The following is a 22,786-nucleotide window of genomic DNA, read 5'->3' on the forward strand; positions in this document are numbered from 1 at the left end:
TCGGGGACCTCAGTTTGTCTAGATCCACAACTAATTGTCAACGGGGTGCCCGCGCAGCACCGCCACACCCCCTCCGGGCAGGTGCATTCCGTCGGCGGACGCCTTGGACACCAGGTCCACCGCGCCCGCGCCCAGCCCCAGCCGGGCCGGGTCGATCCGCACCGACCGGTGCCCGTGGTTGGTGAGGAACACCCACGCGCCCTCCGGCCCCACCCGGCGCACCACGTCCAGGCCCTCCTCGGGGAAGGAGCCCCGGCCGACGGCCTCGGTGATCACCCGGCCCAGCCCCCGGTCGTTGAGGTGCGCGGACACGTACCAGGCCTCACCGGCCCCGTACCGGCGCCGCGTCACCGCGGGCAGCCCGTCCAGCACCCCGCCCGCGTAGGGCGCGACCGTCTCGGCCCCCTCCAGGTGCACGTGCTCGCTCCACAGGGTGACCTCCTCGCGGACCATCCCCACGTCCGCCCCGGCCTTCTCGCCCGCGGCCATCGGGTGGAACTCCTCCACCCGCACGCCCAGCAGGTCGCGCAGCATGCCGGGGTGGCCGCCGGTGCGCACCGTCCCGGTGGGGTCGGCGACGCCGCTCAGGTACGTGACCACCAGCGTTCCGCCGTACTCGGTGTAGCGGGCCAGCCGCTCGGCGGCCTGCTCGGACAGCAGGTACAGGGACGGCACCACCAGCAGCGGCACCCGGGGCAGGTCCCGGTCCGGTCGCACGAAGTCCACCGTGCGCCCCGACCGCCACAGCACCCGGTGCACCTGGCGCACCGCCTCCAGGTAGTCGACGCGGTCCGACGGCAGGGTGGCGGCCCCCATCGCCCACCAGCTCTCCGGGTCCCAGGCGACGGCCGCGTCGGCGACCACGTCCGCCCCGGCCGTCTCGGCGATGCGGCCCAGCACGTCGCCGAGCTCGCACACCTCCCGGAAGATCCGCGAGTCCGGCCCGGCGTGCGGCACCATGCCCGAGTGCCACTGCTCGGCGCCGCCCCGGGAGGCCCGCCACTGGAAGAACATCGCCCCCCGCGACCCCCGGGCGACGTGCGCCAGGCTGTGCCGGGCGATCTCCCCGGGCGCCTTGGGGCGGATGAGCCCCTTCTCGTAGACCATCCCGGCCGCCTGCTCCATCAGCAGCCACGGGCGGCCGCCCCCGGGGACCCGGTCCGCCCAGGAGCGGGCCAGGTCCCCGGCGAACGCCGTCTGCTCGTCCCCGCTCTCCCCGGCCCGGTCCGGGTAGTCGTCCACCGACACCAGGTCCACGTGCTCGGCCCACCGCCACGGGTCCACCGGCACCCAGTCGCCGAACGCCAGGTTGGTGGTGACCGGCACGTCCGGGGAGGCGGCCCGCAGCACGTCGCGCTGGTCCAGGAAGTGGTCGAGCATCTCGTCGGACAGGAACCGCCGGAAGTCCAGCACGTGCGCCGGGTTGGCCAGGTACTGCGTGGACCTGGGCGGCAGCACCTCGTCCCAGGAGCCGTACCGCTGGCTCCAGAACTCGGTGGTCCACGCCCGGTTCAGCGCGTCCAGGGTGTCGTGGCGGCGGCGCAGCCAGTCCCGGAACGCGCGGGCGCCGTGCTCGGAGTAGGTCCACGTCCCGTACTCGTTGTGCACGTGCCACATGGCCAGCGCCGGGTGGTGGGCGTAGCGCTCGGCCAGCGCCCGCACGACCCGCACCGACGCCCGCCGGTAGTCGGGCGAGCACACGTCATAGGTGTCGCGGCTGCCGTGGGTGAGCCGGACCCCGTCGGCGTTCACGGGCAGGGCGTCGGGGTGGGCCAGCGAGAACCACGGCGGCGGCGACGCGGTGGGGGTGGCCAGCGCGACCTGGACGCCCGCCCCGTGCAGCCGGTCCAGCACCCGGTCCAGCCACGCGAAGTCGTACTCGCCCTCGCGCGGCTCCAGCCGCGACCAGGAGAACACCCCGACGGTGACCAGGTTGACGCCCGCCCGTCGCATCAGGTCGACGTCCTCGACGGCCGTCTCCTCCGGCCACTGCTCGGGGTTGTAGTCTCCGCCGAACCACAGTTTCCGGAGGGGCGGGCCGTGCGGCGGGGTCTGGGCGGCCATGTGGGGGACTCCTTAGGTTGGGCGGACGAACGAAGTATGGCGAGAACCCCCCGCCCTTGGCACCCCCACCTCCCGGGAGCGACATGTCCCACGCCCCTACGTCCCCCCGCCGCGGCGTCCGAACACGCCACCCCGCCTCCTCCTGGGAGGACGCCCTGGTCACCGGAGGCGGTCGGGTCGGCGCGCTGGTCCACTCCACCGCCGGTCTCATCCGCCTCACCCTGGGCCACGAACGCCTCTTCCTGCCTGCCGCCGACGCCCTGCCCGCCCCGGAGACCGCGCGCATCCTGCCGGAACTGCGCGCCCTGCTCCTGGCGGGCCGCTCCCGTGCGGCCGCCGAACGGATCGCCGGGTTCGCCGCCGCCGAGGACCCCGGGTACGCCGGGACCCGGTGGATCGACCCGCTGGTCCCCGCGGCGGTGCTCTCGTTCGCCCCCCGCGCCCCGGTCCCGGGCGACCCGTTGCGGGAGTGCGACTTCGGCACCGGCGTGGTCACCGAGACCCTGCCGGACGGGACCCGGCACCGCGCGGTGGCCTCCCGGGCGGACGCGGTGGTCGCGGTGGAGCTGATCCGGGCCGCGGGGCTGGACGGAACGCTGTGCCTGGCCCCGCCGCAGGGGCCGCCGCCGGTGCGGACCGCCGCGGACGCCGCCACCGCCGCGGACCGGCTGCGGTTGCGCGTCCGCTTCCCGGACCGCCCGGACGGCGCCCCGGCCGCCGCGCCCGCCGGGTACACGGTCGAGTGCGCGCTCACCGCGACCGGCGGCACGGTCCGGCCGACCGCGTCCGGCCTGGAACTGCGCGGGGTGGAACGCCTGGAGGCCGTCGTCCGGATCACCGTCGACCCGCCCGCCGGCCCGGCCGCGCCGGTCGGACCCGCTCCGGCCGGGCACGCCGGGTTCGACCGGGTCCTGGCCCGGCACGCACCGCTGCACGGCCACCTCATGGACCGGTTCCGCATCGGCCTGGACGGCCCGCCCGCCGAGGGGACCACTCCGGCGCACCTGGCCCGGCTGGTGGACGCCGGGCGGTACACGATCGTGTCGAGCAGCGGCGACCTGCCGCCCACCCTCCAGGGGGTGTGGAGCGGCACCTACGACCCGCCCTGGCGGTCCGGCTACACCTTCGACGGCAACCTGTTCTCCGCGGTGGCCGCCCTGCACGCCACCGGGACCCCCGAGCTGATGACCCCCGTGTTCGACCTGCTGGAGGGCATGCTCGGCGACCTGCGCGAGAACGCCCGCCGCCTGTACGGCTGCCGGGGGATCCTGCTGCCCGCGCACGCCTCCACCTCCGGCCGCCACCACCACTTCGGCCCGGTGTGGTCCCTGACCTGCTGGACCGCCGGGGCCGCCTGGGCGGCCCGGCTGTACTGGGACCACTACTCCCACACCCGGGACCGGGACTTCCTGCGCGACCGGGCGCTGCCGTTCCTGACCGAGGCGGCCCTGTTCCACGAGGACTTCCTCACCGCCGACGGGTTCGTCCCGTCGTACTCGCCGGAGAACACCCCCGCCGACGCGGACGGCCAGGCCTGCGTCAACGCCACCATGGACACGGCCGCCGTCCGCGACCTGTGCCGCAACCTCATCCGTACGCACCGGGTCCTGGGCCTGCCCGGCGGGCGGCGGTGGGCCGCCCTGGCCGCCCGCCTGCCCGCGTACCGGGTCGCACCCGGCGGGGAACTCGCCGAGTGGACGGGCCCGGCCGGGCCGCTGGAACAGGCCGAGGAGCACGCCCACCGGCACGCCTCGCACCTGTACCCGCTCTGGTACGAGCCGGACCCGGCCCTGGCCGGGCCCCGCCTGCGCGCGGCCGCCGCGGCCGCGGTGCGCGCCCGCCTGGACTGGTGGCGGGGCGAGGAGTCCGACGAGATGGCGTTCGGGCTGGTCCAGCTCGGCCTGGCGGCGGCCCGGCTGGGGATGGCGCCGCAGGCGCACGCGGCCCTGGGGATGCTGGCCGCCCGCTACTGGCGGCCCACCCTGACCCCGACCCACAACCGGGGGGAGCTGTTCAACGTGGACATCGGCGGCGGGCTCCCCGCCGTCGCCGCCGCGATGCTGCTCGGCTCCACCGAGGGCCGGGCCGACCTGCTGCCCGCACTGCCGGGGACGTGGACCGCGGGCCGGGCGGCGGGGCTGCGCGGCCGGGGCGGGCTCATCGTCGACGTCCTGGAGTGGGAGCGGGGGGCGGCGCACGCCCGGCTGCGGTCGGTGGAGCCCCGGAGCTTCGCGATCGCGTTCCCGGACGGAACCCGGAGCCGGGTGGACTGCGATCCCCGGCAGGCTATTTCGCTGCGATTTCAGACTTTCCTCCATGACCGCAGTCGAAGCGCTTCGAAAAGTTCCCCGAGCCCCTCTTGCCGGGCCCCCGAAGGGTATTCACACTGATCGGGAATTGGCGTCCTCCCGGGGCCCGGAATCCCCGGTAGGGCGTGACCCCCCGATTTCAGGAGCCCCGCATGCCCTCCCGACCCCCCGGACCCCGGCACCGGAGACCCCCCGTCCTCCTGGCCGCGCTGGCCCTGGCCGCACCGCTCGCCGCGGTCGGCGCCGCCGTGCCCGCACCGGCCCTCGCACAGGCCGACTACACCTGGGACAACGTGCAGATCGCCGGGGGCGGATTCGTCCCCGGCATCGTGTTCAACGAGTCCGAACCCGGCCTGGCCTACGCCCGCACCGACATCGGCGGCGCCTACCGCCTGGACCCCGCCACCGAGCGGTGGGTCCCCCTGCTCGACTGGGTCGACTGGGACCGGTGGGGGTGGACCGGCGTCGTCTCCCTCGCCACCGACCCCGTCGACCCGGACCGCGTCTACGCCGCCGTCGGCACCTACACCAACGACTGGGACCCGAACAACGGCGCGATCCTGCGCTCCGACGACCGGGGCGAGACCTGGGACGCGGCCGGGCTGCCCTTCAAGCTCGGCGGCAACATGCCCGGCCGCGGCCTGGGCGAGCGCCTGGCCGTGGACCCCAACGACAACTCGGTCGTGTACTTCGGCGCCCGGGGCGGCCACGGCCTGTGGCGCAGCACCGACCACGGCGCGACCTGGTCCGAGGTCACCGCGTTCCCCAACCCCGGCGACTACGTGCAGGACCCCGACGACCCCAACGGGCTGCTGGACGACGTCATCGGCGTCACCTGGGTGGCCTTCGACCCCGACACCGGCTCCCCGGGCTCGCCCACCCGGGAGGTCTACGCGGGCGTCGCCGACCTCGACGACCCCCTCTACCGCAGCACCGACGGCGGGGACACCTGGGAGCCCGTCCCCGGGGCGCCCACCGGGTTCCTGCCCGCGCACGGCGTCCTGGACCACGAGAACGACCGGCTGTACCTGGCCACCACCGACACCCCCGGGCCCTACGACGGCGGCGCCGGCCAGGTGTGGCGGCTCGACACCGGCACCGGCGAGTGGACGGACATCAGCCCGGTGCCCCTCGAAAGCGAGGACTCCTCCTTCGGGTACGGCGGGCTGACCGTCGACCGGCAGGACCCGGACACCCTCATGGTCGCCACCCAGATCTCCTGGTGGCCCGACATCCAGATGTTCCGCAGCACCGACGCCGGGGAGACCTGGACGCAGGCCTGGGACTGGGGCGCCTACCCCGAGCGCACCACCCGCTACGAGATGGACATCTCCGGTGCTCCCTGGCTGGACTGGGGCGGGGCGGGGGAGCCGCCCGAGAACCAGCCCAAGCTGGGCTGGATGACCCAGGCGATGGCCATCGACCCGTTCGACTCGGACCGGTTCCTGTACGGGACCGGCGCCACCGTGTACGGCTCCGACGAGCTGACGAACTGGGACTCCGACACGGCCTTCACCATCGAGGTGAAGGCGCACGGCATCGAGGAGACCGCGGTCAACGACCTCATCAGCCCGCCGGGGGACGGGGCGCCGCTGCACTCGGCCCTGCTCGACCTGGGCGGGTTCACCCACGACGACCTCGGCACCGTGCCGGACCTGATGTTCCAGCAGCCCGCGTGGGACCACGGGTCGTCGCTCGACTTCGCCGGACTCGCCCCCGGGACGATCGTCCGGACCGGCGGCGGCGACGGGGGCGGCTCCATCGGGATCTCCACCACCGGCGGCGACTCCTGGTGGGCCGGGCAGGCGCCGGGCGGGGTCACCGGCGGCGGCACCGTCGCGGTCAACGCCGACGGCTCCCGGATCGTCTGGAGCCCCGAGGGGACCGGCGTCCACGTGTCCACCACCCCGGGGTCGTCCTGGAGCCCGTCCTCCGGCGTCCCGGCGGGCGCCCGGGTGGAGGCGGACCGGGTCGACCCGGACGTGTTCTACGCGGTCTCCGACGGCACGTTCTACACGAGCACCGACGGCGGGGCCGCGTTCGAGGCCCGGTTCGACGGGCTGCCCGCCGAGGGGAACATCCGCTTCGGCGCGGTGCCGGGGCACACCGGCGACGTGTGGGTGGCCGGGGGCACCGGCGACCACTACGGGATGTGGCGCACCACCGACGCCGGGCGGACGTTCACGCCCATCGATGCCATCGATGAGGGCGACGCGGTGGGCTTCGGCGCGCCCGCCCCCGGCGCCGACTACCCGGCGGTGTACACCAGCTCCAGGATCGACGGGGTGCGCGGGATCTTCCGGTCCGACGACGCCGGGCTGACCTGGGTGCGCATCAACGACGACCGCCACCAGTGGGCCTGGACCGGCGCGGCGGTCACCGGCGACCCCGACGTGTACGGGCGCGTCTACATCGGCACCAACGGCCGCGGGATCGTCTACGGCGACCCCGCCGACGGCGGCCCGGACCCGCAGCCGACGGAGGAGCCGAGCGAGGAGCCGAGCGAGGAGCCGAGCGAGGACCCGACCGAGGAGCCCACGGAGGAGCCGAGCGAGCCCGGCACCGCGGACTGCACGTGGGACTACACGGTGGACGGCACCTGGCCGGGCGGCTTCCAGGCCCGGGTCACCGTCACCAACACGGGCGCGGAGGAGGTGGACGGCTGGGACCTGGCCTGGGACTTCACCGCGGGCGAGGAGATCACCAGCCTGTGGAACGCCGCCCACCGCCAGGACGGCGCGTCCGTGGTGGTCTCCGACTCCGGCTGGAACGCCCGGATCCCGGCCGGGGAGTCCGTGACGGTCGGGTTCAACGGGTTCGCCGACGGCGCACCCGGCACCCCGCTCGGTCTTTCCCTGAACGGGGAGGACTGCTCCTGACCTGGTGTGGGGGCGCACCGCGCCCCCACGCCCGGACCGGGCCCGGCCGACCGGTGGGGGACGGCCGGGCCCGGGCATTCCCCGGGGACCGGGGACGCGCGAACGGTCCGCCTCCTCCGGGGAGGCGGACCGTCGGCCCGCCGGGGCACCGCGGGCGGGGACCCGTGCGTCAGCCCTTGACGGCGCCGATGATGACGCCCTTCGTGAAGTGCTTCTGCACCAGCGGGTAGACCACGGTGACCGGCACCAGCGCCACCACCACGATCGCCATCTGCACCGCCAGGTTGGGCGCCGAGGCGGTGCCCTGCACCGCGTCGCCGATCAGCGAGCTGGAGTTCAGCTGCTGGCCCTGCTGCACGTACTGGCGCAGGATCAGCTGCAACGGCCACTTGGCGTTGTCGTTGATGTACAGGATCGCGTTGAAGAAGGCGTTCCAGTAGCCCACGGCGTAGAACAGCCCCACCACCGCCGTGACCCCCTTGGACATCGGCAGCACCAGGCGGGTGAGGATTGTCCACTCCCCGGCCCCGTCCATCCGGGCGCTGTCGGCGATCTCCCCGGGCAGGTTCATGAAGAACGCCCGCATCACCACCAGGTTGAACGCGTTCACCGCCGTCGGCAGGATCAGCGAGGCATAGGAGTCGATCATCCCCAGGTCGCTGACCAGCAGGTACAGCGGGATCATCCCGGGTGCGAACAGGAACGTCAGCAGTACGGCGAACAGCAGCGGCCGGTGCAGCAGGGACCCCGGCCGGGACAGCCCGTAGGCGGCCAGGACCGTCGCGGCCAGGCTCACCAGGGTGCCCACCGCGGTCACCCCCAGGCTCACCAGCACCGCCCGGGTGACCACGCCCCCCGAGAACAGGTCGGCGTACGCCTGGAACGAGATCCCGCCGGGGACCACCACCAGGCCGCCCGCGGCGGTGACCGCCGATGCGGGCGACAGGCTGGTGAGGACCACGACGTAGATCGGCAGCAGGATGACGACCGCGACGGCCACCAGGACGGTGTTCTTCGCGGCGCGGGCGGGCAGGGACGGCCGTTCCGCCCAGACCGGGCGGCTCTCGAACAGTGTGCTCATGCGCGCTTGTACACCCCGTGTTCGCCCATCAGGTGGGCCATCTTGTTGGCGACCAGGATCAGCACGAGTCCGACGACGCCCTTGACCAGCCCCGCCGCGGCACCCGCGCTGAAGTTCCCGGTGACGAGCGTCTGGTGGTAGACGAACGTGTCCATGACCTCCGACACCCCCGCCCCGAAGGCGTCCCGTTGCAGGTAGAACTGCTCGAAGCCGACGTTGAGGATGTCGCCCAGCTTGAGGATGAGCAGCAGCACGATGACCGGCCGCAGCCCGGGCAGCGTGATGTGCCACATCCGCCGCCACCGGTCCGCCCCGTCCACGGCCGCCGACTCGTAGAGGTTCTGGTCGATGGCGGCCAGCGCGGCGAGGAAGATGATCGTGCCCCACCCGGCGTCCTTCCAGACCATCTGGGAGGTCACGACCAGCAGGAACGCGTCGGGGTTCGCCATCATCTCCAGCGGTGCGTACCCGGCGCCCCGCAGGGCCTGCGAGATGAGCCCGGCCCCGCCCAGGATCTGCTGGAACAGGGTCACCACCAGCACCCACGAGAAGAAGTGCGGCATGTACACGATGCTCTGGAGCACCAGCCGCAGCCGCCGGGTCAGCACGCTGTCCAGCAGGATGGCGAGCGCGATCGGCACCGGGAAGAAGAACACCAGCTGGACGGCGGCGATGACCAGCGTGTTGCCCACCGCGTTCCAGAACCGGGGGTCGGTGAACAGCCGCTCGAACTGGTAGAAGCCCACCCACGGGCTGCCCAGGACCCCGTCCCACGGGTTGTACTGCTGGAACGCGATGACGTTCCCGAACGTGGGGACGTAGTGGAACACCGCGAGCAGGCCGATCGCGGGCAGTGTCATCAGCAGCAGGGGACGGTCGCGCCGCCACCGGGCCCGCAGGGACGGCCCCCGCCCCGGGCGGCCCGCCGCCCGCCGCCGGGCGGGCCGCGCGGGGCCCCGGTCCGGGGCGGGGGCGACCGCGGTGGACCGCTCAGTCACGGCCGTGCTCCTGTAGGACGCCGAAGTAGAACTCCCGCCCCTCGTCGCCGCCGTCGCGCCGCCAGTCCGCGACGGCCCGGTCGAGCGAGCTCAGGTCCTCCCGGCCGCGGATGATGTCCTGGACCCGGTCGGTGAGCGGGGTCTCGGCCCCGGCGAACCGCTCGGGCCGCTGGATGCGGATCCCCGCGAACGGGTCCTCCTCCGAGTACTGCGCCGCGTGGTTGTACCAGTCGGTCTTCCACCGGACGAAGTCCGGGTACTGGCTCTCCGTGATGGCCGGGGGCCGGCCGCTGATGAAGTAGTAGCCGTCGTTGACCTCGCCCGCGCCCAGGTCGGTGAGCCGGGGGGCGCCGTCGTCGTTCAGCTCGTGGTGGGTCCCCTCGGCGCCGTAACGGTAGTCCATGTACTCACGGGTGCCGAACGGGGCCGCGCAGAAGTTCATGACGCCCAGCAGCTCCTCGATCTGCTCCGGTTCCATGCCCTTGCGGACGAACACCGACTGCGCGGAGGGGTCGGACCGGTGCATGACGGGGTCGGCGCCGTTCGCGCCGAAGACCGGCATGAGGTCCAGCCGGAAGTCCGGGTCGTCGCCGAGCATCTGCCCGTACGCCTCGTGCCAGGCGCCGATGCCGTCCTGGTTGAACACGATCCGGCCGGAGTTGAGCAGCTCCTTGGAGTTGTCGCCCAGGGCGACGATGTCGGGGTGGACCAGCCCGGCGTCGAAGACCCTGCGCATGAACTCGACGCCGGCCCGCCACTCGTCGGTCTCGAACATGTGGGTCAGCTCGCCGTTCGCGTAGCGCCACTGCTTGGGCGCCCCGAAGACCTGCCGCATGCTGAGGGTGAAGTCGCCGAACGCCCACCGGTCGTTGTCGGGGTCGTTGATCTCCTCGCCGATGGCGAACAGGTCGTCCGGGCCGGTCGGCGCCTCCAGTCCCAGTTCCTCCAGCAGGTCGCGCCGGTACAGCACCCAGTTGCCGAACGGCTCGGCGGGCCAGGGCACGCCCTGGAGGCGCCCGTTGAAGACGTTCCAGCGCCAGGCGTCGCCGTCCAGGTTGGCCAGCAGCGGATAGGCGGCCGCGGCGTCGCCCGCCAGGTACGGGGTCAGGTCCTCGAACAGCTCGCCGACGGCCCGGTTGAACTGGGGCATCAGGTTGATGACCCAGTCCGGGAACATGGTGAGGTCGGCGACGTCGCGCCCGGCGACCACGGCGTTCATCTTGTCGATGACGGTGTTGCCGTCCTGGAAGTTGAACTCGATGGTGGTGCCCAGGAGCCCGTTGACGTGGTCGAAGAAGGAGTTGTTCCCCAGGCCGGGCGGCAGGGGTCCCCACAGCGGGGTCATCGCGGTGTAGCTCCCGCCCCGGCCGGGGGGCTCCGGGACGGCCCGGACGAACTCGCCGGGGTAGGAGGTGAAGCCGTCGGGGGCGCCGTGCAGGCCCTCGATGTCGGGGAGGACCCCCTCGAACGGGATGTGGGTGGGGATGAGGGAGTCGAGGGACCCGGCGTCGGCGGCGGAGCCGCCGCCCGCCCCGCCGCCCCCGGAGGAGCAGGAGGTGAGGACGGCGGGGGAGAGTGCGGCGAGCGCGCCTGCACCGGCGAGCCCGAGGAAACGGCGGCGGGAGGGGGACGGGGGACGGAGGGGCATAGCGTCGTTCCTTCGTGCGGTCGGAGCCGCATGGTCCGGGGGGTAGGAAACGAGCGGCCATTTTGCTATGAATTGTTCGGCCGTTGGAAAAAGCAAGTTAGTCCACTGTGATCTGCCGCACAAGGGTTCTGCGGCGAACGAAGTCGAAGCGTTTCGATTTCGGTGGACATTGGCACCCATGAGAGACGGACGCCCCATGAGCAACCCGGTCACAGACGCCGTGCACACCGACCCGTCCCGGCCGGACGGGGAGCGCCTGGCGGCCCTGGTCGCCGCGCTCACCACCGAGGAGCGGCTCGGACTGCTGCACCAGTACCAGGCGCCCGTCCCCCGGCTGGGCCTGGCCGGGTTCCGCACCGGGACCGAGGCCCTGCACGGACTCGCCTGGCTGGGCACCGCCACCGTGTTCCCCCAGGCCCTGGGCCTGGCCGCGACCTGGGACACGGAGCTGGTGCGCCGGGTCGGCGAGGCCGTCGCCGACGAGGTCCTGGCCGCCCGCGACCGCGGTGCCGGGCGCAACGTGTGGGCGCCGGTGGTCAACCCGCTGCGCGACCCCCGCTGGGGCCGCAACGAGGAGGGGTGGTCGGAGGACCCCTGGCTCACCGGGCTGCTGGCCACCGCCTACGCCCGGGGGCTGGCCGGGGACGGGCCCCGGCTGCGCACCGCGCCCACCCTCAAGCACTTCCTCGGCTACAACAACGAGACCGACCGCTGCACCACCTCCAGCGGACTGCCGCCGCGGGTGCTGCACGAGTACGAGCTGCCCGCCCACCTGCCCGCCCTGCGCGCGGGCGCGGCCGTCGCGGTGATGCCCTCCTACAACCTGGTCAACGGCAGGCCCGCCCACCTGAGCCCGCTCATCGGGGAGGAGCTGCGCGCGGCCGCCCCCGACGACCTGCTCGTGGTCAGCGACGCCATGGCCCCCGGCAACCTCTTCGGCCTCCAGGGCTTCCACCCCGACGGCCCCACCGCCTACGCCCACGCCGTGCGGGCCGGACTGGACTCCTTCACCCAGGACGACGACCGCCCCGGGGCCACCCTGGACCACCTGCGGGAGGCGCTGCGGCGCGGACTGCTCACCGGCGAGGACCTGGAACGGGCGGTCCGCCACGTGCTCTCGGTGCGGCTGCGCCTGGGCGAGTTCGACCCCGGGCCCGTGCCCGGGGGCTCCCTGGACACCCCCGCCCACCGGGCCCTGGCCCGGGAGGCGGCGACCCGCTCCCTGGTCCTGCTCCGCAACGAGAACGGGGTGCTCCCGCTGCGGGACGTGCTCAGGGTCGCGGTCCTGGGCCCGCTCGCCGACACCGTTCTGACGGACTGGTACAGCGGGACCCCGCCCTACACGGTCACCGCCCGCGAGGGCCTCGCCGAGCGCGTCGAGGTCGTCCACCACGACGGCGCCGACCGGATCCGGCTGACCTCCCTGGTGACGGCGGTCGTCGAACCCGAGACCGGGCCGCTGCGCCTGGGCGGGGGAGAGGGCGACGCGTTCGCCCTGCTGGACTGGGGCGGCGGGGCGTTCACCCTGCGCTCGGAGCGCACCGGCCTGCACCTGGACGAGGGCCCCGACGGGACCCTGGCCTGCACCGCGCCCGGGCCGGGCGGCTGGGAGGTGCGCCAGACCCTGCGCCTGGCGGAGGCCACCGCGGCCGGCGGCCCCGAGGGCCCCTACCACCTGGTCCAGGTCCACACGGGGCGGCGGGTCGGCGTCCGCGCGGACGGGGTCCTGGCCCTGGTGGAGGAACCCGACGGCGGCTGCCCGTTCTGGATCGACCGGGTGTCCTCCGGTGCGCTGGAGGCCGCCCGGGCCGCGGCCACCGCCGACGTCGCCGTGGTGGTCGTCGGCGACCACCCCATGGTCAACGGGCGCGAGACCGAGGACCGCGCCGACCTGGAACTCCCCGCCGCCCAGCGGCACCTGGTCCGCATGGTGCGCTCCGCCAACCCGGCCTCGGTGCTGGTGGTGAGCAGCGGCTGCCCCTTCGCCGTCACCTGGGCCGCCGAGAACGTCCCCGCGGTCCTGTGGTCGGCGCACGGCGGACAGGAGTACGGCCGCGCCCTGGCCGACGTCCTGTTCGGCGACGCCGAGCCGGCCGGGCGGCTCACCCAGACCTGGTACCGGTCCGCCGACGACCTGCCCGACCTCCTCGACTACGACGTCATCGGCTCCGGGGCCACCTACCTGTACTTCGAGGGGGAGCCCCTGTACCCGTTCGGCCACGGGCTGGGGTACACCGAACCCGTCTACGGGGAGCCGGAGGCGGTCGTCGACGGCGGCCGGGTGACCGTGCGGGTACCGGTGGCCAACCCCGGCGACCGGCCGCTGGAGGAGGTCGTGCAGGTGTACACCCGCCAACTCGCCTCCCGGGTGCGGGTCCCGGTGCGGGCGCTGCGCGGCTTCGCCCGGCTGCGGCTGGAACCGGGGGAGGAGGCCGTCGCCGAGGTCGGGTTCGACGTCGCCGACCTGGCCCGCTGGGACACCGTCCGCGAACGCCCCACCGTGGAGGACGCCCCCCGCGAGGTCCTGGTGGGGCGCTCGGCCGCCGACATCCGGGGGACCGCGCCCCTCGACGTCCCGGGCGAGCCGCCCGCGGTCCGCCGAGGCACCTGGTCGGCCGCCGGGTACGAGGAGCAGCACGGCACCGCCCTGTGCCCGCTCACCCCCGAGCGCGGCGACGCCGTGCGCTTCACCGAGCCCGGCGCCCGCCTGCTGTTCCGCGACACGGACCTCACCGGGGCGACCGGCATCCGGGTGCTCGCCAACGCCGACCGCGCCACCGCGCTGCGGGTGCACCTGGACGGCCCGGACACCGCTCCGGCGGCGGTGCTGCACGTCCCGGCGGGCACGGGAGCCTACGACTTCGCCGAAGCCGGGACCGCCCTCGCCCCGGGCGCCGCCGGGGTCCGCGACCTGTACCTGGTCTGCGACGGCTCCGGCGCCGCCGTGGCCACCGTCACCCTGGAGTGACGTCCGCCGTTCCGGAGGGCGTACCGCGCGGCGCCTCCGGCGCCGCCGGTGATACCGGGGTCCGCGACCTGTACCTGGTCTGCGACGGCCCCGCTGCCGCCGTGGCCACCGTTACCCTGGAGTGACGCCCGCTGCTCCGCCGGGCGTACCGTGCGGTGCCTCCGGCGCCGTCGTGGCCCCGGTCGTCCTGGGACGGCTCCCGGCGCCGCCGGTGATACCGGGGTCGGCGGCCTGTACCCGGTCTGCGACGGCTCCGGCGCCGCCGTGGCCACCGTCACCCTGGAGTGACGTCCGCCGTTCCGCCGGGCGTACCGTGCGGTGCCTCCGGCGCCGTCGTGGCCCCGGTCGTCCTGGGACGGCTCCCGGCGCCGCCGGTGATACCGGGGTCGGCGGCCTGTACCCGGTCGGTGACGGCCCCGCGGCCGCCGCCCCGCGTGATGCGGTGGCGCCCCGCCGGGCGCACGGGTCCGGGGCGCCGCCGCGCGGACGCCGACCCCCGGGGGCGTCAACCGGTGACGTGCACCTTCTCGATCCACGGGGGCGGGTCCGGCGGGGCGTCGCCGATCAGCGCCGCGACCACCCGGGCCGCCGAGGGCTCGGAGGGCCACGGCGTGTACCCGTCGGTGAGCACGACGACCACCTGGGGGCGCTGCGGGGCGCGCAGCGCCGCCTCGATGCCCACCCGCATGTCGGTACCGCCGCCGCCCAGCAGCTCCACCTGCTCGGCGGAGGTCACCCGGCGGACCACCTGCACGTCGGCGTCGCAGGACAGCACCGCCACCCGCTCCTTGCCCACGCCCACCTCCTTGAGCACCCCGGAGACCTCGGCCAGCGCCGCCGCCAGGTCGTCCTCGGTCATCGAGCCGGAGGTGTCCACCACCACCGCCACCCGCGGCATCGGGCGGCGCAGGCTCGGCAGGACCACCCCGCGCATCGCCCCGCTGCGCCGGGAGGGCCGCGAGTAGGTGTAGTCCACGGCGCCCCCGGCCCAGGCCAGGGCCTCGCGCACCGCGCCCGCCAGCACCCGGCGCCAGTCCACGGTGGGCTGGAGGATCTCCTCCGCCCACCGCTTCCAGCCCGCCGGCAGGTTCCCCCGGGAGCGCTGGTGGGAGCGCATCGCCTCGGCCGTGGACCGGCGCAGCGCGTCGGCCTCCACGTCGCCGACCCCGCCGGCACCGTGGCCGGACTCCTCCCAGGGACGGTCGGCGCCGTGCGCCCCCGACCCGCAGTCGTGGGACCTGACCTCCTCGGGCAGCAGCCGCAGGTACGCCTCGAACATCAGCCCGTCGGGCATCCCGAACCGCTGGGGGCTCATCGTCCCCTCGGGCAGCGCCAGCCCGTCGGCGAGGATGTCGTCGTTGATCTCGCAGTCCTGGGCGATGTTGACCCGCATGTGGTCTCGCTGCTCGGCGGCGGGCAGCCGGTCGCTGCGCCCGTGGTGGTCGCGCAGCAGGTGCGACACCTCGTGGACCCACACGCCGGCCAGCTCCGGGACGGGCGTGCGCTCCACGAAGTCCGGCGACACGTAGCACCGCCACCGCCGGTCCACCCCCATCGTGGGCACCCGCCGGGTCTCCACGACGGTCAGCGAGTACAGCGCCGACGCCAGGTAGGGCCGGTCCTGGGCGGCCCGGTAGCGGGCCGCCAACAGCTTGGTCCGGTCCAACCGGACCGCTTCCCCCTCCGCGGTGCCCACCGCGTCAGTTCCCCGGCAGCGCGCCGGACAGCCGCAGCAGGTCCACGAACGCGTCGATGTCCTCGGGCACCGGCCAGGCCGGGTCGCGCATCATCGCCAGGTCGGTGGCGGCGCGGGCGGCCACGTCGGGCACCCCCGCCTCCACGGCCTTGGCCAGCACCTGCCAGCCCGCCTCCCAGCGGCGCCGGGTCGGCTCACTGCGCACCGCCGACACCACCGCCGTCAGGAACGCCAACTGGCGGTCGCCCCGGTCCGGGAGCGCGAACGCCTTGGGGTCGGCGAGCACCCGGTTCGGGTCGGGCAGGTCGAGCTGCTCCATGTAGGAGAGCAGTTCCAGTCCGGCCCCGTCGCCGATGGCGCCGACCACCGCGGCCGAGGTCGCCTCCGGGGAGGCGCCGGCGGCGCCCCCGGTGGCCAGCAGCCGCAGCACCATCTCCCAGGTGCGCGGCGAGGGCCAGGCGCCGCCCCGCCCCTCCGCGTCCTCGGGCAGGCTGTGCGCCAGGCCGGGCCGGGCGGTGAGGAAGCCGGACACCACACCGCGCGCCTGGGCGATCGCCGTGGCCACCCGGTCCGGGGCGACCAGCGGCATCGACGCCGCGGGCCACACCCCGGTCATGCCGCGGGCGACGGTGCGGGGGTCGTGGGTCCAGCGCAGGTGTACGAACCGGTTGGCCAGCGGCGGGGCCAGGTGCCAGCCGTCGGCGGCGCTGGAGGGCGGGTTGGCGGCGGCCACGATCCGCACCGCCGGGGGCAGCTCCAGGCTGCCGACCCGGCGCTCCAGGACCACCCGCAGCAGGGCGGCCTGCACGGCGGGCGGGGCCGAGGACAGCTCGTCGAAGAACAGCAGCCCGGTGCCCTGAGCGGCCAGCCGCACCGCCCACGCCGGGGGCGCCATGGGCACCCCGTCGCGGGCCGGGTCGTCGCCGACCACGGGCAGGCCGGAGAAGTCGGAGGGTTCGTGGACGCTGGCGATCACGGTCTCCAGCGGCAGCCCCAGCTCCAGGGCGAGGCGCTCCAGCCCGGCGGACTTGCCGATGCCGGGCTCCCCCCACAGCAGGACGGGCAGGTTGGCGGTGACCGCCAGGGCCAGCGCCTCCAGCTGCGGGTTCTCGGCGGGCTCGGTCCGCCGGTCGAGGAGCTGCCGGGTGAGGTCGTCGGCGGCCGCCAGCGGCGCCGGTGTGTCGGTGATGGTCACGTCTTCTTCCGATGGTCGTCGGGGGCTCGGAGTTCGCACCGCGGTCACTCCCGCGCTCGTGCGTGGATCCTCCCAAAGGGGGGTGACGGAACGGGTCCCCCGGCCGGGGTGCCCCCCCGTCACAGCTCCGCCGGCAGCTCCTCCCAGGAGGCCGGGTCGGCGAACCCATCCCGGCGGAGCACCCCCTCCGGCGCCGGTGCGAGGCCGACCGGGCCGTCCCCGGCGAGGCGGTGTTCGGTGGCGCGCTCGATCATCGTCCGGGGTACCGAGTAGCGGCGGATCCGCCGCAGCGCGCCCCGGCGGTCCGACGGGTGCGAGTACGGGTGGAACCGGTCGCGGTACTGCGGTCTCACGGTGTCCCTCCCCGGGTCTCTTCCAGGTCGCGGAGCGGTTCCTCCCACGGCTCTGCGTATCGGCGGACACCGCGCCCGTGGGAGGCCCGGTACCCGGCGAGGGGGCCGTCCGCGGGCTCTGGCACGAGGCGGCGCCTCGTGCCAGAGCCCGCGGACGCGGGGGAGAGGACCGCCGGCCGCGGCCCGGGGCGGGACGGCGGCACGGCGTGGCGGCGGTGCCGCGTCAGGCGGTCCGTGCGGCCGGGTCGGCTCATGGGTCCTTCCTCTGTCGGAGGGGCCGCCGTCCGGCACCCGGCCGCTCCGGCCGACGGGGCCACTCCCGCCGCGCCACCCGGTCCTGCCAGCCGGGGCCGAACATCTCGGTGCCCAGATCATCCCATTGCGCGCCGTCGTGCGAGCGCGCCCTCCGGAAGACGAGGACGGGCAGGGCGTCCGAGGACATCAGGAGTCGCTCCGACTCGTCGGCGTCCAGCCAGTCCGCCCCGGCGGCGTGCAGCGCCCGCAGCAGGGACACCCCGCCGCCCCGGCGGGCGGCCGTGAGCAGGGCGGTGCGCTTCTTGCCGTCGCGGGCGTCGACGTCGAGCCCGCCCGCCAGCAGGCGGGGGAGCAGCACCTCGTGGCCGAGGGCGGCGAGGTGGTGCAGCAGGGTCTCGCCGGTGCGGGCGCGCACCCGCGGGTCCCCGCCGCGGTCCAGGTAGTGCAGGACCCCGTCGGTGTCGCCGTGCCGGGCCCGCTCGAACAGGTCCTCCCGGATCCGCTCCAGGTCCTCGGACGGCACCTCCAGCCCGCCGGTCCACGCCTCCTCCACGGCCAGGCAGCCGGTGCGGGGTCCGCCCAGCGCCGCCAGCGCCTCCTCCCGCCGCCGGTGCGCCTCCTCCCGGACGCGCAGCCGCCCCCCGGAGAACTCCATCAGGTGCCGGGCGCCGCCGCACGGGACCGTCACCGGTCCCGGCGGTTCCGGTCCCGGCGGCCCGACCGGTCCGTCGGCGGGCGGCCGGGCCGGGGCGAGGGCGTCGCGGACGACCGGGTGCAGGTGGTCCGGGGACACCCCGGCCAGCACCGCGTCGATGTCCGGCGGCAGGGCCCACCCCGTCTCCGGCCGCGGCGGGACGCCCACCGACTTCCACTCAGGGGGCGGGCCGCCCCCGAGGGCGGCGCGGGCCTCGTCGGCCCGTCCGGTCCGGTGGAGGTGGCCGATCCACTCGGTGCGGGCGGCGGGGTCGCCGGGGCCGGGGTCCTCCGTGGGGAGCAGGTCCGGGCAGCGCGGGGTGCCGTCCGGGTTCAGGAACGGTGCGCGGTCGGGCCCGCCGCCCCACCGCTCCCGGGTCTCGTGGACGTGCCGGTCGTCCCACAGGTAACGCGACGCCGTCCACGGGATCGCGGGCGGGTGCCGCGGGTTCCAGCCGGGGCGCACCGCGTCGTTGCCGAGGAGGTCCAGCTCCAGCCACTGGGACTCGCGGGCGCGGACCGTCAGCCACGGGCCCCCGTCGCCCCCGGGACGTGAGAGCACCACCCGGACGCCGCCCTCCAGCAGGGTCCCGCCCGCGACCCGGGGGAAGTGCCAGCGCACCAGGTCCGGGACCAGGTGGCGCAGCTCCTCCTCCAGGGCGTCCAGGAACTCCTTCCCGTACCAGCGGGGGAGCCGTGCCATGTCGAACACCGTGTCCACGCGCGCGGCGTCGCAGGCGCCGCGCCAGTCCCCGGCCAGGCGGCGCTCGGTCGCCCACTCGATCATCGGGCGCGGCACCGCGAACCGGCGGACCCTGCGGACGTGGTGGACGTCGCGGGCCGTGTACCCGCGCGGCGCCCCGGTCACAGCGGTCCCCCCAGCGCTGCCAACTCCGCGGCCTCCACGGCGGTCGGCGCACCGAAGCGCATCCTCCGGCGGATCACCTCGGACAGGTCCCGCGGGCCCCACCAGGCCCCGATGACGTCCTCGGTCCGCGCCCCGGCCGCGATCAGCGCCCGGCCGAGGCGGGCGCTCCCCCCGTGCGTCATCACCCGGCCCAGCGGGGTGTGCCTCTGGTGGTCCTCGGCGTCGACGTCGAGCCCGGCGGCGAGCAGCCGGGGCAGCAGCACCTCGTGGTCGAGGCAGTGGAGGTGGTGGAGCAGGGTGCTCCGGTCGCCGTTGCGGACGTGGGGGTCGCCCCCGGCGTCGAGGTAGTGGACCACCGCGTCGGTGTCGCCGTGGAGCACGCGCTCGAAGAGGTCGGCGCGCAGCGCCCGCAGCGCCTTGGGGAGCCGCCCCGCCCCGGTGGTCCACGCCTTCTCGACGGCGAAGCAGCCCGCGCTCGCGCCGCCCAGGGCGCGCAGGGACGCCTCGCGCCGCTTCTCCTCTCCGGCGTGGGGCAGTGACAGCCGCCCGTCCGCGACGGCGACGGTGTGCCACTCACCGCGGCAGCGCACGCGGACCGGGGCGGCGGGCGGGGTCCACGGGGGCGGTCCGAGGGGTCCGTCGGCGGGCGGCCGGGCCGGGGCGAGGGCGTCGCGGACCAGGGGGTGCAGGTGGTCGGGGGACATCCCGTCCCGGAGCGCGTCGATGTCGGGCGGGCGCCCCCAGAACAGCTCCGGGAGCAGGGAAGGGCGCCTCTCCGCCTTGTACACGAACGGCTCCACCTCCGCCCGGAACCGGCCGCCCTCGGCCCGCAGTGTGAGCCACATGCGGTAGTCCAGGGGGATTCCCGTCCGGCCCGCGGGCCCGGCGGCGTGCAGTCGCGTGAGCTCGGCGGCCAGCCGGGCGGGGGACACCGGGACCCGGGCCGTCCACCCCTCCTGTGTGAGGTTCTCGGCGTCGCACAGGAACCCGGCGGCGGCGAACGCCTCCGCCACCCGTCCGGTCTGGTGGAGGTGGTCGATCCACTCGGTGCGGGCGGCGGGGTCGGCGTCCCCGGGGTCGGCGGCGGGGAGTTCCCGGACGGTGCGCGGGGTGCCGTCGGGGTTCAGGAAGGGGGCGCGTTCGGTGCTGCCGCCCCAGCGTTCCCGGGCCTCATGGGCGCGGCGGGCGTCCCACAGGTACCGCTCGAAGATCCACGGGTGGGGCCCCCGGCCCCCGGGCAGGCCGTCGAAGTCCTCGCGCAGGGAGAGCCGCAGGCGCTGCGGCCCCTCCTGGTCGCGGTAGGCGGTCTCGACGGCCAGCCACGGCCCCCCGTCGCCGCCCGGCCGCGCCAGCAGCAGGACCCAGCGGAGGGCCAGGGCGACGGGGCCGTGGGGGAGCCGTGGGAAGTGCCAGCGGACCAGGTCGGGGACCAGGTGGCGCAGGTCGTCCAGGAGTGCGTCGGCGAACTCCGCGCCGTGCTCGGCGCGGATCCGGTCCGGGTCGAGGTCCACGTCCACGTTCGCGGCGGCGCAGGCGCCGCGCCAGTCCCCGGCGAGGCGGCGCCCGGTGGCGCGCTCGATCATCGCCCGGGGCACGGCGTAGCGGCGGATCCGCCGGATGCGGGCGGCCCGCTCGGGCGGGTGCGAGGCCGATTCCGGACGGTGGTGCGACGGGGTCACGGGGGTCTCTCCGTACGTTGGTAGGTGGCCCGGGAGGGCCGGGTGCGGCTGACGGGGTCTTGCCGTCCATGGCTGCTGAGGAGTGGCCGCGGGCCCCACCGGTCCCGCAGGCGGCTTGACGACTTCATTGAGACTCCTCAGGGTTCCGCTGTGGCGTTCACCCCCTCGGTGTCGGCCGTCGGGGCGGTTCGTCCCGGTCATCGAAGGTCCTTTCGGGGCTCGGTGGGATCATCCCGGAGGAGGCCGGCCGGCCGCCTCCCCTTTTCCACGGCCCCCTCCGGTCATCGTCGGACCTCTTCGACCAGTGCCTCCCACTCCCTCCGCTCCGCCTCGGACACGTCGGACACCTCGGACATCGGGGTGCGGTGGTCGACGGCCTCCTCGAAACTCTCCCCGTGTCGGCTCCCACCGCCGATGTCCTCCGTCCGGGCGCCCGCGGCCAGCAGCGCCCGGGCCAGACCCGGAGGTCCGCCCATCCGGGTGATCCGGAACAGCGGTGTCTGCTCTTCGGCGTCCCGCGCCTCCAGGTCCGCCCCGCCCGCCAGCAGCCGTGGCAGCAGCGCCTCGTGGTCCAACAGGTGCAGGTAGTGGAGCAGGTTGCGGCCGCCCCGGTCGCGGACGCGCGGATCGCCGCCCGCGTCGAGGTAGGCGAGCAGTGCCTCGCCGTCGCCCTGCTTCACCCGGTCGAACAGGTCGTCGCGCAACCGTGCCAGCGCCCGGGGCAGGCGGCCCTCGCCGGTGCTCCAGGCCTCGCGGGCTCCGTGGCAGCCGACCGCCGAACCGCCCAGGGCGCGCAGCGCGGCCTCTCGGTCCTGTTCCTCCCCGGTGTGCGGGATGGACAACCGGCCGTCGGCGTGGGCGACGGTGTGCCACTCCCCGCCGCAGCGCACCCGGACCGGTTCGGGTGCCGGGGGCGGCAGCGGGCCGACGGGCCCGTCGGCGGGCCCGCGGCCCGGGGCGATCGCCTCGCGTACCAGCGGGTGGAGTTCGTCCGGGGACATGCCGTCGCGGACCACGTCCACGTCGATCGACGGAATACGGCACACCTCGGGCAGGATCGACCGGTCCCCGTTCTTCTTCCAGGACGTCCACGCCTCCAGGCGCAGTGACACGGACCCGTCGGGGGAGCGCTCGACCACGAAGCGGCCGTCCGCGTCATAGGGGAACCAGTGCACGTCCCCGAACCCGGCCTCCGCCAGTCGTTCCACCTCGCCGACCAGACGGGACACGGCCAGGGGCGTGTAGGAGAGCGCTTCGACCGGGTCGACCGGGCCGGCGTACTCCATCTCCACGGGAGCGGGGTCGAAGCCGATCCCGGCCGCGGCGAAGGCCTCGACCACTCGCCCGGCGCGGTGCAGGCCGTCGATCCACTCGGTGCGGGCGGCGGGGTCGCCGGGTCCGGGGTCGGCGGTGGGGAGCCCGTCCACGGTGCGCGGGGTGCCGTCGGGGTTCAGGAAGGGGGCGCGGTCGGGGCCGCCGCCCCACCGTTCGCGGGCCTCGCCGACCGACCGGGAGTCCCACAGGTGCCGGGAGGTCTCCCACACGTGCGGGACGTTCTCCCAGTGGCTCACCCGCATGGCGGACTCACCGGGCGCCAACAGGATGTCCGCCCAGGTGTGCTCGGCCGCCTTCAACACCAGCCGCCGGTGGCCGTAGGTGTGCCGGTCGGCCCGGTGGACCGTCAGCCAGGGGCCCCCGTCGCCGCCCGGCCGGGACAGCAGCAGCCGCTGCCCGGGCAGCAGGCGGCCGTCACCGTGCCAGAACCGGGGGAAGTGCCAGCGGACCAGGTCCGGGACCAGGTGGTGGAGGTCGTCCAGGAGTCGTTCGGTGAACTCCGCGCCGTGTGCGCGCCGCAGTGCCCGCAGGTCCAGGTCGACCGCCACGTCGGCGGCCGCGCAGGCGCCCCGCCAGTCGCCCACCGACCGGCGCTCCGCAGCGCGTTCGATCATGGTGCGCGGGACGCCGTAGCGGCGACCCTTGCGCAGCCCGGCGACGCGCATCGGCCGATGCGACTTCGAGGGGTTCACGCGGCGTCCTCCTCCACCCTGCTGCCTTTCCGGCAAAGCCTCCCAGAAGCCGCCGACGCACCGCGCGGGGAGG

Annotated in this window: 14 protein-coding genes; 4 read left to right on the plus strand and 10 right to left on the minus strand. The window is 75.3% G+C overall.

Going from position 1 to position 22,786, the window contains the following annotated elements:
- Window positions 1–30: 30 nt before the first annotated feature.
- Complete coding sequence (locus tag QJS33_RS12390) at window positions 31–2,064, minus strand: beta-galactosidase (protein ID WP_306368085.1); 2,034 nt, start codon at window positions 2,062–2,064, stop codon at window positions 31–33.
- Window positions 2,065–2,147: 83 nt separating this feature from the next.
- Between QJS33_RS12390 and QJS33_RS12395 the strand changes: the two genes are divergently transcribed.
- Together QJS33_RS12395 and QJS33_RS12400 are read left to right on the plus strand one after the other, a co-directional pair.
- The gene (locus tag QJS33_RS12395) at window positions 2,148–4,454 is read left to right on the plus strand and encodes a glycoside hydrolase N-terminal domain-containing protein (protein WP_306368086.1); all 2,307 of its coding nucleotides are present in this window, start codon (window positions 2,148–2,150) and stop codon (window positions 4,452–4,454) included.
- A 71-nt stretch (window positions 4,455–4,525) separates the two neighbouring features.
- Window positions 4,526–7,252, plus strand: a complete 2,727-nt coding sequence (locus tag QJS33_RS12400; RefSeq protein ID WP_306368087.1) for a cellulose binding domain-containing protein — start codon at window positions 4,526–4,528, stop codon at window positions 7,250–7,252.
- Window positions 7,253–7,421: 169 nt separating this feature from the next.
- Here the strand turns inward: QJS33_RS12400 and QJS33_RS12405 are convergent, their stop codons facing one another.
- From QJS33_RS12405 to QJS33_RS12415, 3 genes are read right to left on the minus strand one after another with little or no spacing between them, the layout of a single operon-like run.
- On the minus strand, window positions 7,422–8,333 hold the full coding sequence (locus QJS33_RS12405; RefSeq protein WP_306368088.1) for a carbohydrate ABC transporter permease: 912 nt from the start codon (window positions 8,331–8,333) through the stop codon (window positions 7,422–7,424).
- Window positions 8,330–9,331: a sugar ABC transporter permease gene (locus tag QJS33_RS12410; RefSeq protein ID WP_306368089.1), complete on the minus strand. Its 1,002-nt coding sequence runs from the start codon at window positions 9,329–9,331 to the stop codon at window positions 8,330–8,332. Before QJS33_RS12410 ends, QJS33_RS12405 begins: the two co-directional genes overlap by 4 nt.
- Entirely contained in the window at window positions 9,324–10,979 is a 1,656-nt protein-coding gene (locus tag QJS33_RS12415; protein ID WP_306368090.1) for an extracellular solute-binding protein, read from the minus strand. Before QJS33_RS12415 ends, QJS33_RS12410 begins: the two co-directional genes overlap by 8 nt.
- A gap of 196 nt (window positions 10,980–11,175) precedes the next feature.
- Between QJS33_RS12415 and QJS33_RS12420 the strand changes: the two genes are divergently transcribed.
- Complete coding sequence (locus QJS33_RS12420) at window positions 11,176–13,947, plus strand: glycoside hydrolase family 3 C-terminal domain-containing protein (protein WP_306368091.1); 2,772 nt, start codon at window positions 11,176–11,178, stop codon at window positions 13,945–13,947.
- Window positions 13,944–14,072, plus strand: coding sequence for a hypothetical protein (locus tag QJS33_RS12425; RefSeq protein ID WP_306368092.1), 129 nt, complete (start codon window positions 13,944–13,946; stop codon window positions 14,070–14,072). The genes QJS33_RS12420 and QJS33_RS12425 overlap by 4 nt, the downstream gene beginning before the upstream one ends.
- Window positions 14,073–14,452: 380 nt before the next feature.
- On the opposite strand, the gene QJS33_RS12430 is transcribed toward QJS33_RS12425, so the two are convergent.
- The 6 genes from QJS33_RS12430 to QJS33_RS12455 form a co-directional block, all read right to left on the minus strand.
- On the minus strand, window positions 14,453–15,643 hold the full coding sequence (locus QJS33_RS12430; RefSeq protein WP_306368093.1) for a VWA-like domain-containing protein: 1,191 nt from the start codon (window positions 15,641–15,643) through the stop codon (window positions 14,453–14,455).
- 4 nt (window positions 15,644–15,647) lie between these two features.
- On the minus strand, window positions 15,648–16,838 hold the full coding sequence (locus QJS33_RS12435; protein WP_306368094.1) for an AAA family ATPase: 1,191 nt from the start codon (window positions 16,836–16,838) through the stop codon (window positions 15,648–15,650).
- Window positions 16,839–16,957: 119 nt separating this feature from the next.
- Window positions 16,958–17,191 (minus strand): hypothetical protein, encoded by a 234-nt coding sequence (locus QJS33_RS12440; protein ID WP_306368095.1) that lies wholly within the window; start codon window positions 17,189–17,191, stop codon window positions 16,958–16,960.
- 250 nt (window positions 17,192–17,441) lie between these two features.
- On the minus strand, window positions 17,442–19,007 hold the full coding sequence (locus QJS33_RS12445) for an ankyrin repeat domain-containing protein (RefSeq protein ID WP_306368096.1): 1,566 nt from the start codon (window positions 19,005–19,007) through the stop codon (window positions 17,442–17,444).
- On the minus strand, window positions 19,004–20,686 hold the full coding sequence (locus QJS33_RS12450) for a hypothetical protein (protein WP_306368097.1): 1,683 nt from the start codon (window positions 20,684–20,686) through the stop codon (window positions 19,004–19,006). The genes QJS33_RS12445 and QJS33_RS12450 overlap by 4 nt, the downstream gene beginning before the upstream one ends.
- Window positions 20,687–20,967: 281 nt before the next feature.
- On the minus strand, window positions 20,968–22,713 hold the full coding sequence (locus QJS33_RS12455) for a hypothetical protein (protein ID WP_306368098.1): 1,746 nt from the start codon (window positions 22,711–22,713) through the stop codon (window positions 20,968–20,970).
- Window positions 22,714–22,786: the final 73 nt, after the last annotated feature.

The organism is Nocardiopsis sp. CC223A, assembly GCF_030766825.1.
In the GTDB taxonomy this organism is placed as follows: Bacteria; Actinomycetota; Actinomycetes; order Streptosporangiales; family Streptosporangiaceae; genus Nocardiopsis.

Bases quoted from the DNA above. Each gene is read 5' to 3' on its own strand.
- QJS33_RS12390 (WP_306368085.1), bottom strand. From the start codon at position 2,064: ATGGCCGCCCAGACCCCGCCGCACGGCCCGCCCCTCCGGAAACTGTGG.
- QJS33_RS12395 (WP_306368086.1), top strand. From the start codon at position 2,148: ATGTCCCACGCCCCTACGTCCCCCCGCCGCGGCGTCCGAACACGCCAC.
- QJS33_RS12400 (WP_306368087.1), top strand. From the start codon at position 4,526: ATGCCCTCCCGACCCCCCGGACCCCGGCACCGGAGACCCCCCGTCCTC.
- QJS33_RS12405 (WP_306368088.1), bottom strand. From the start codon at position 8,333: ATGAGCACACTGTTCGAGAGCCGCCCGGTCTGGGCGGAACGGCCGTCC.
- QJS33_RS12415 (WP_306368090.1), bottom strand. From the start codon at position 10,979: ATGCCCCTCCGTCCCCCGTCCCCCTCCCGCCGCCGTTTCCTCGGGCTC.
- QJS33_RS12420 (WP_306368091.1), top strand. From the start codon at position 11,176: ATGAGCAACCCGGTCACAGACGCCGTGCACACCGACCCGTCCCGGCCG.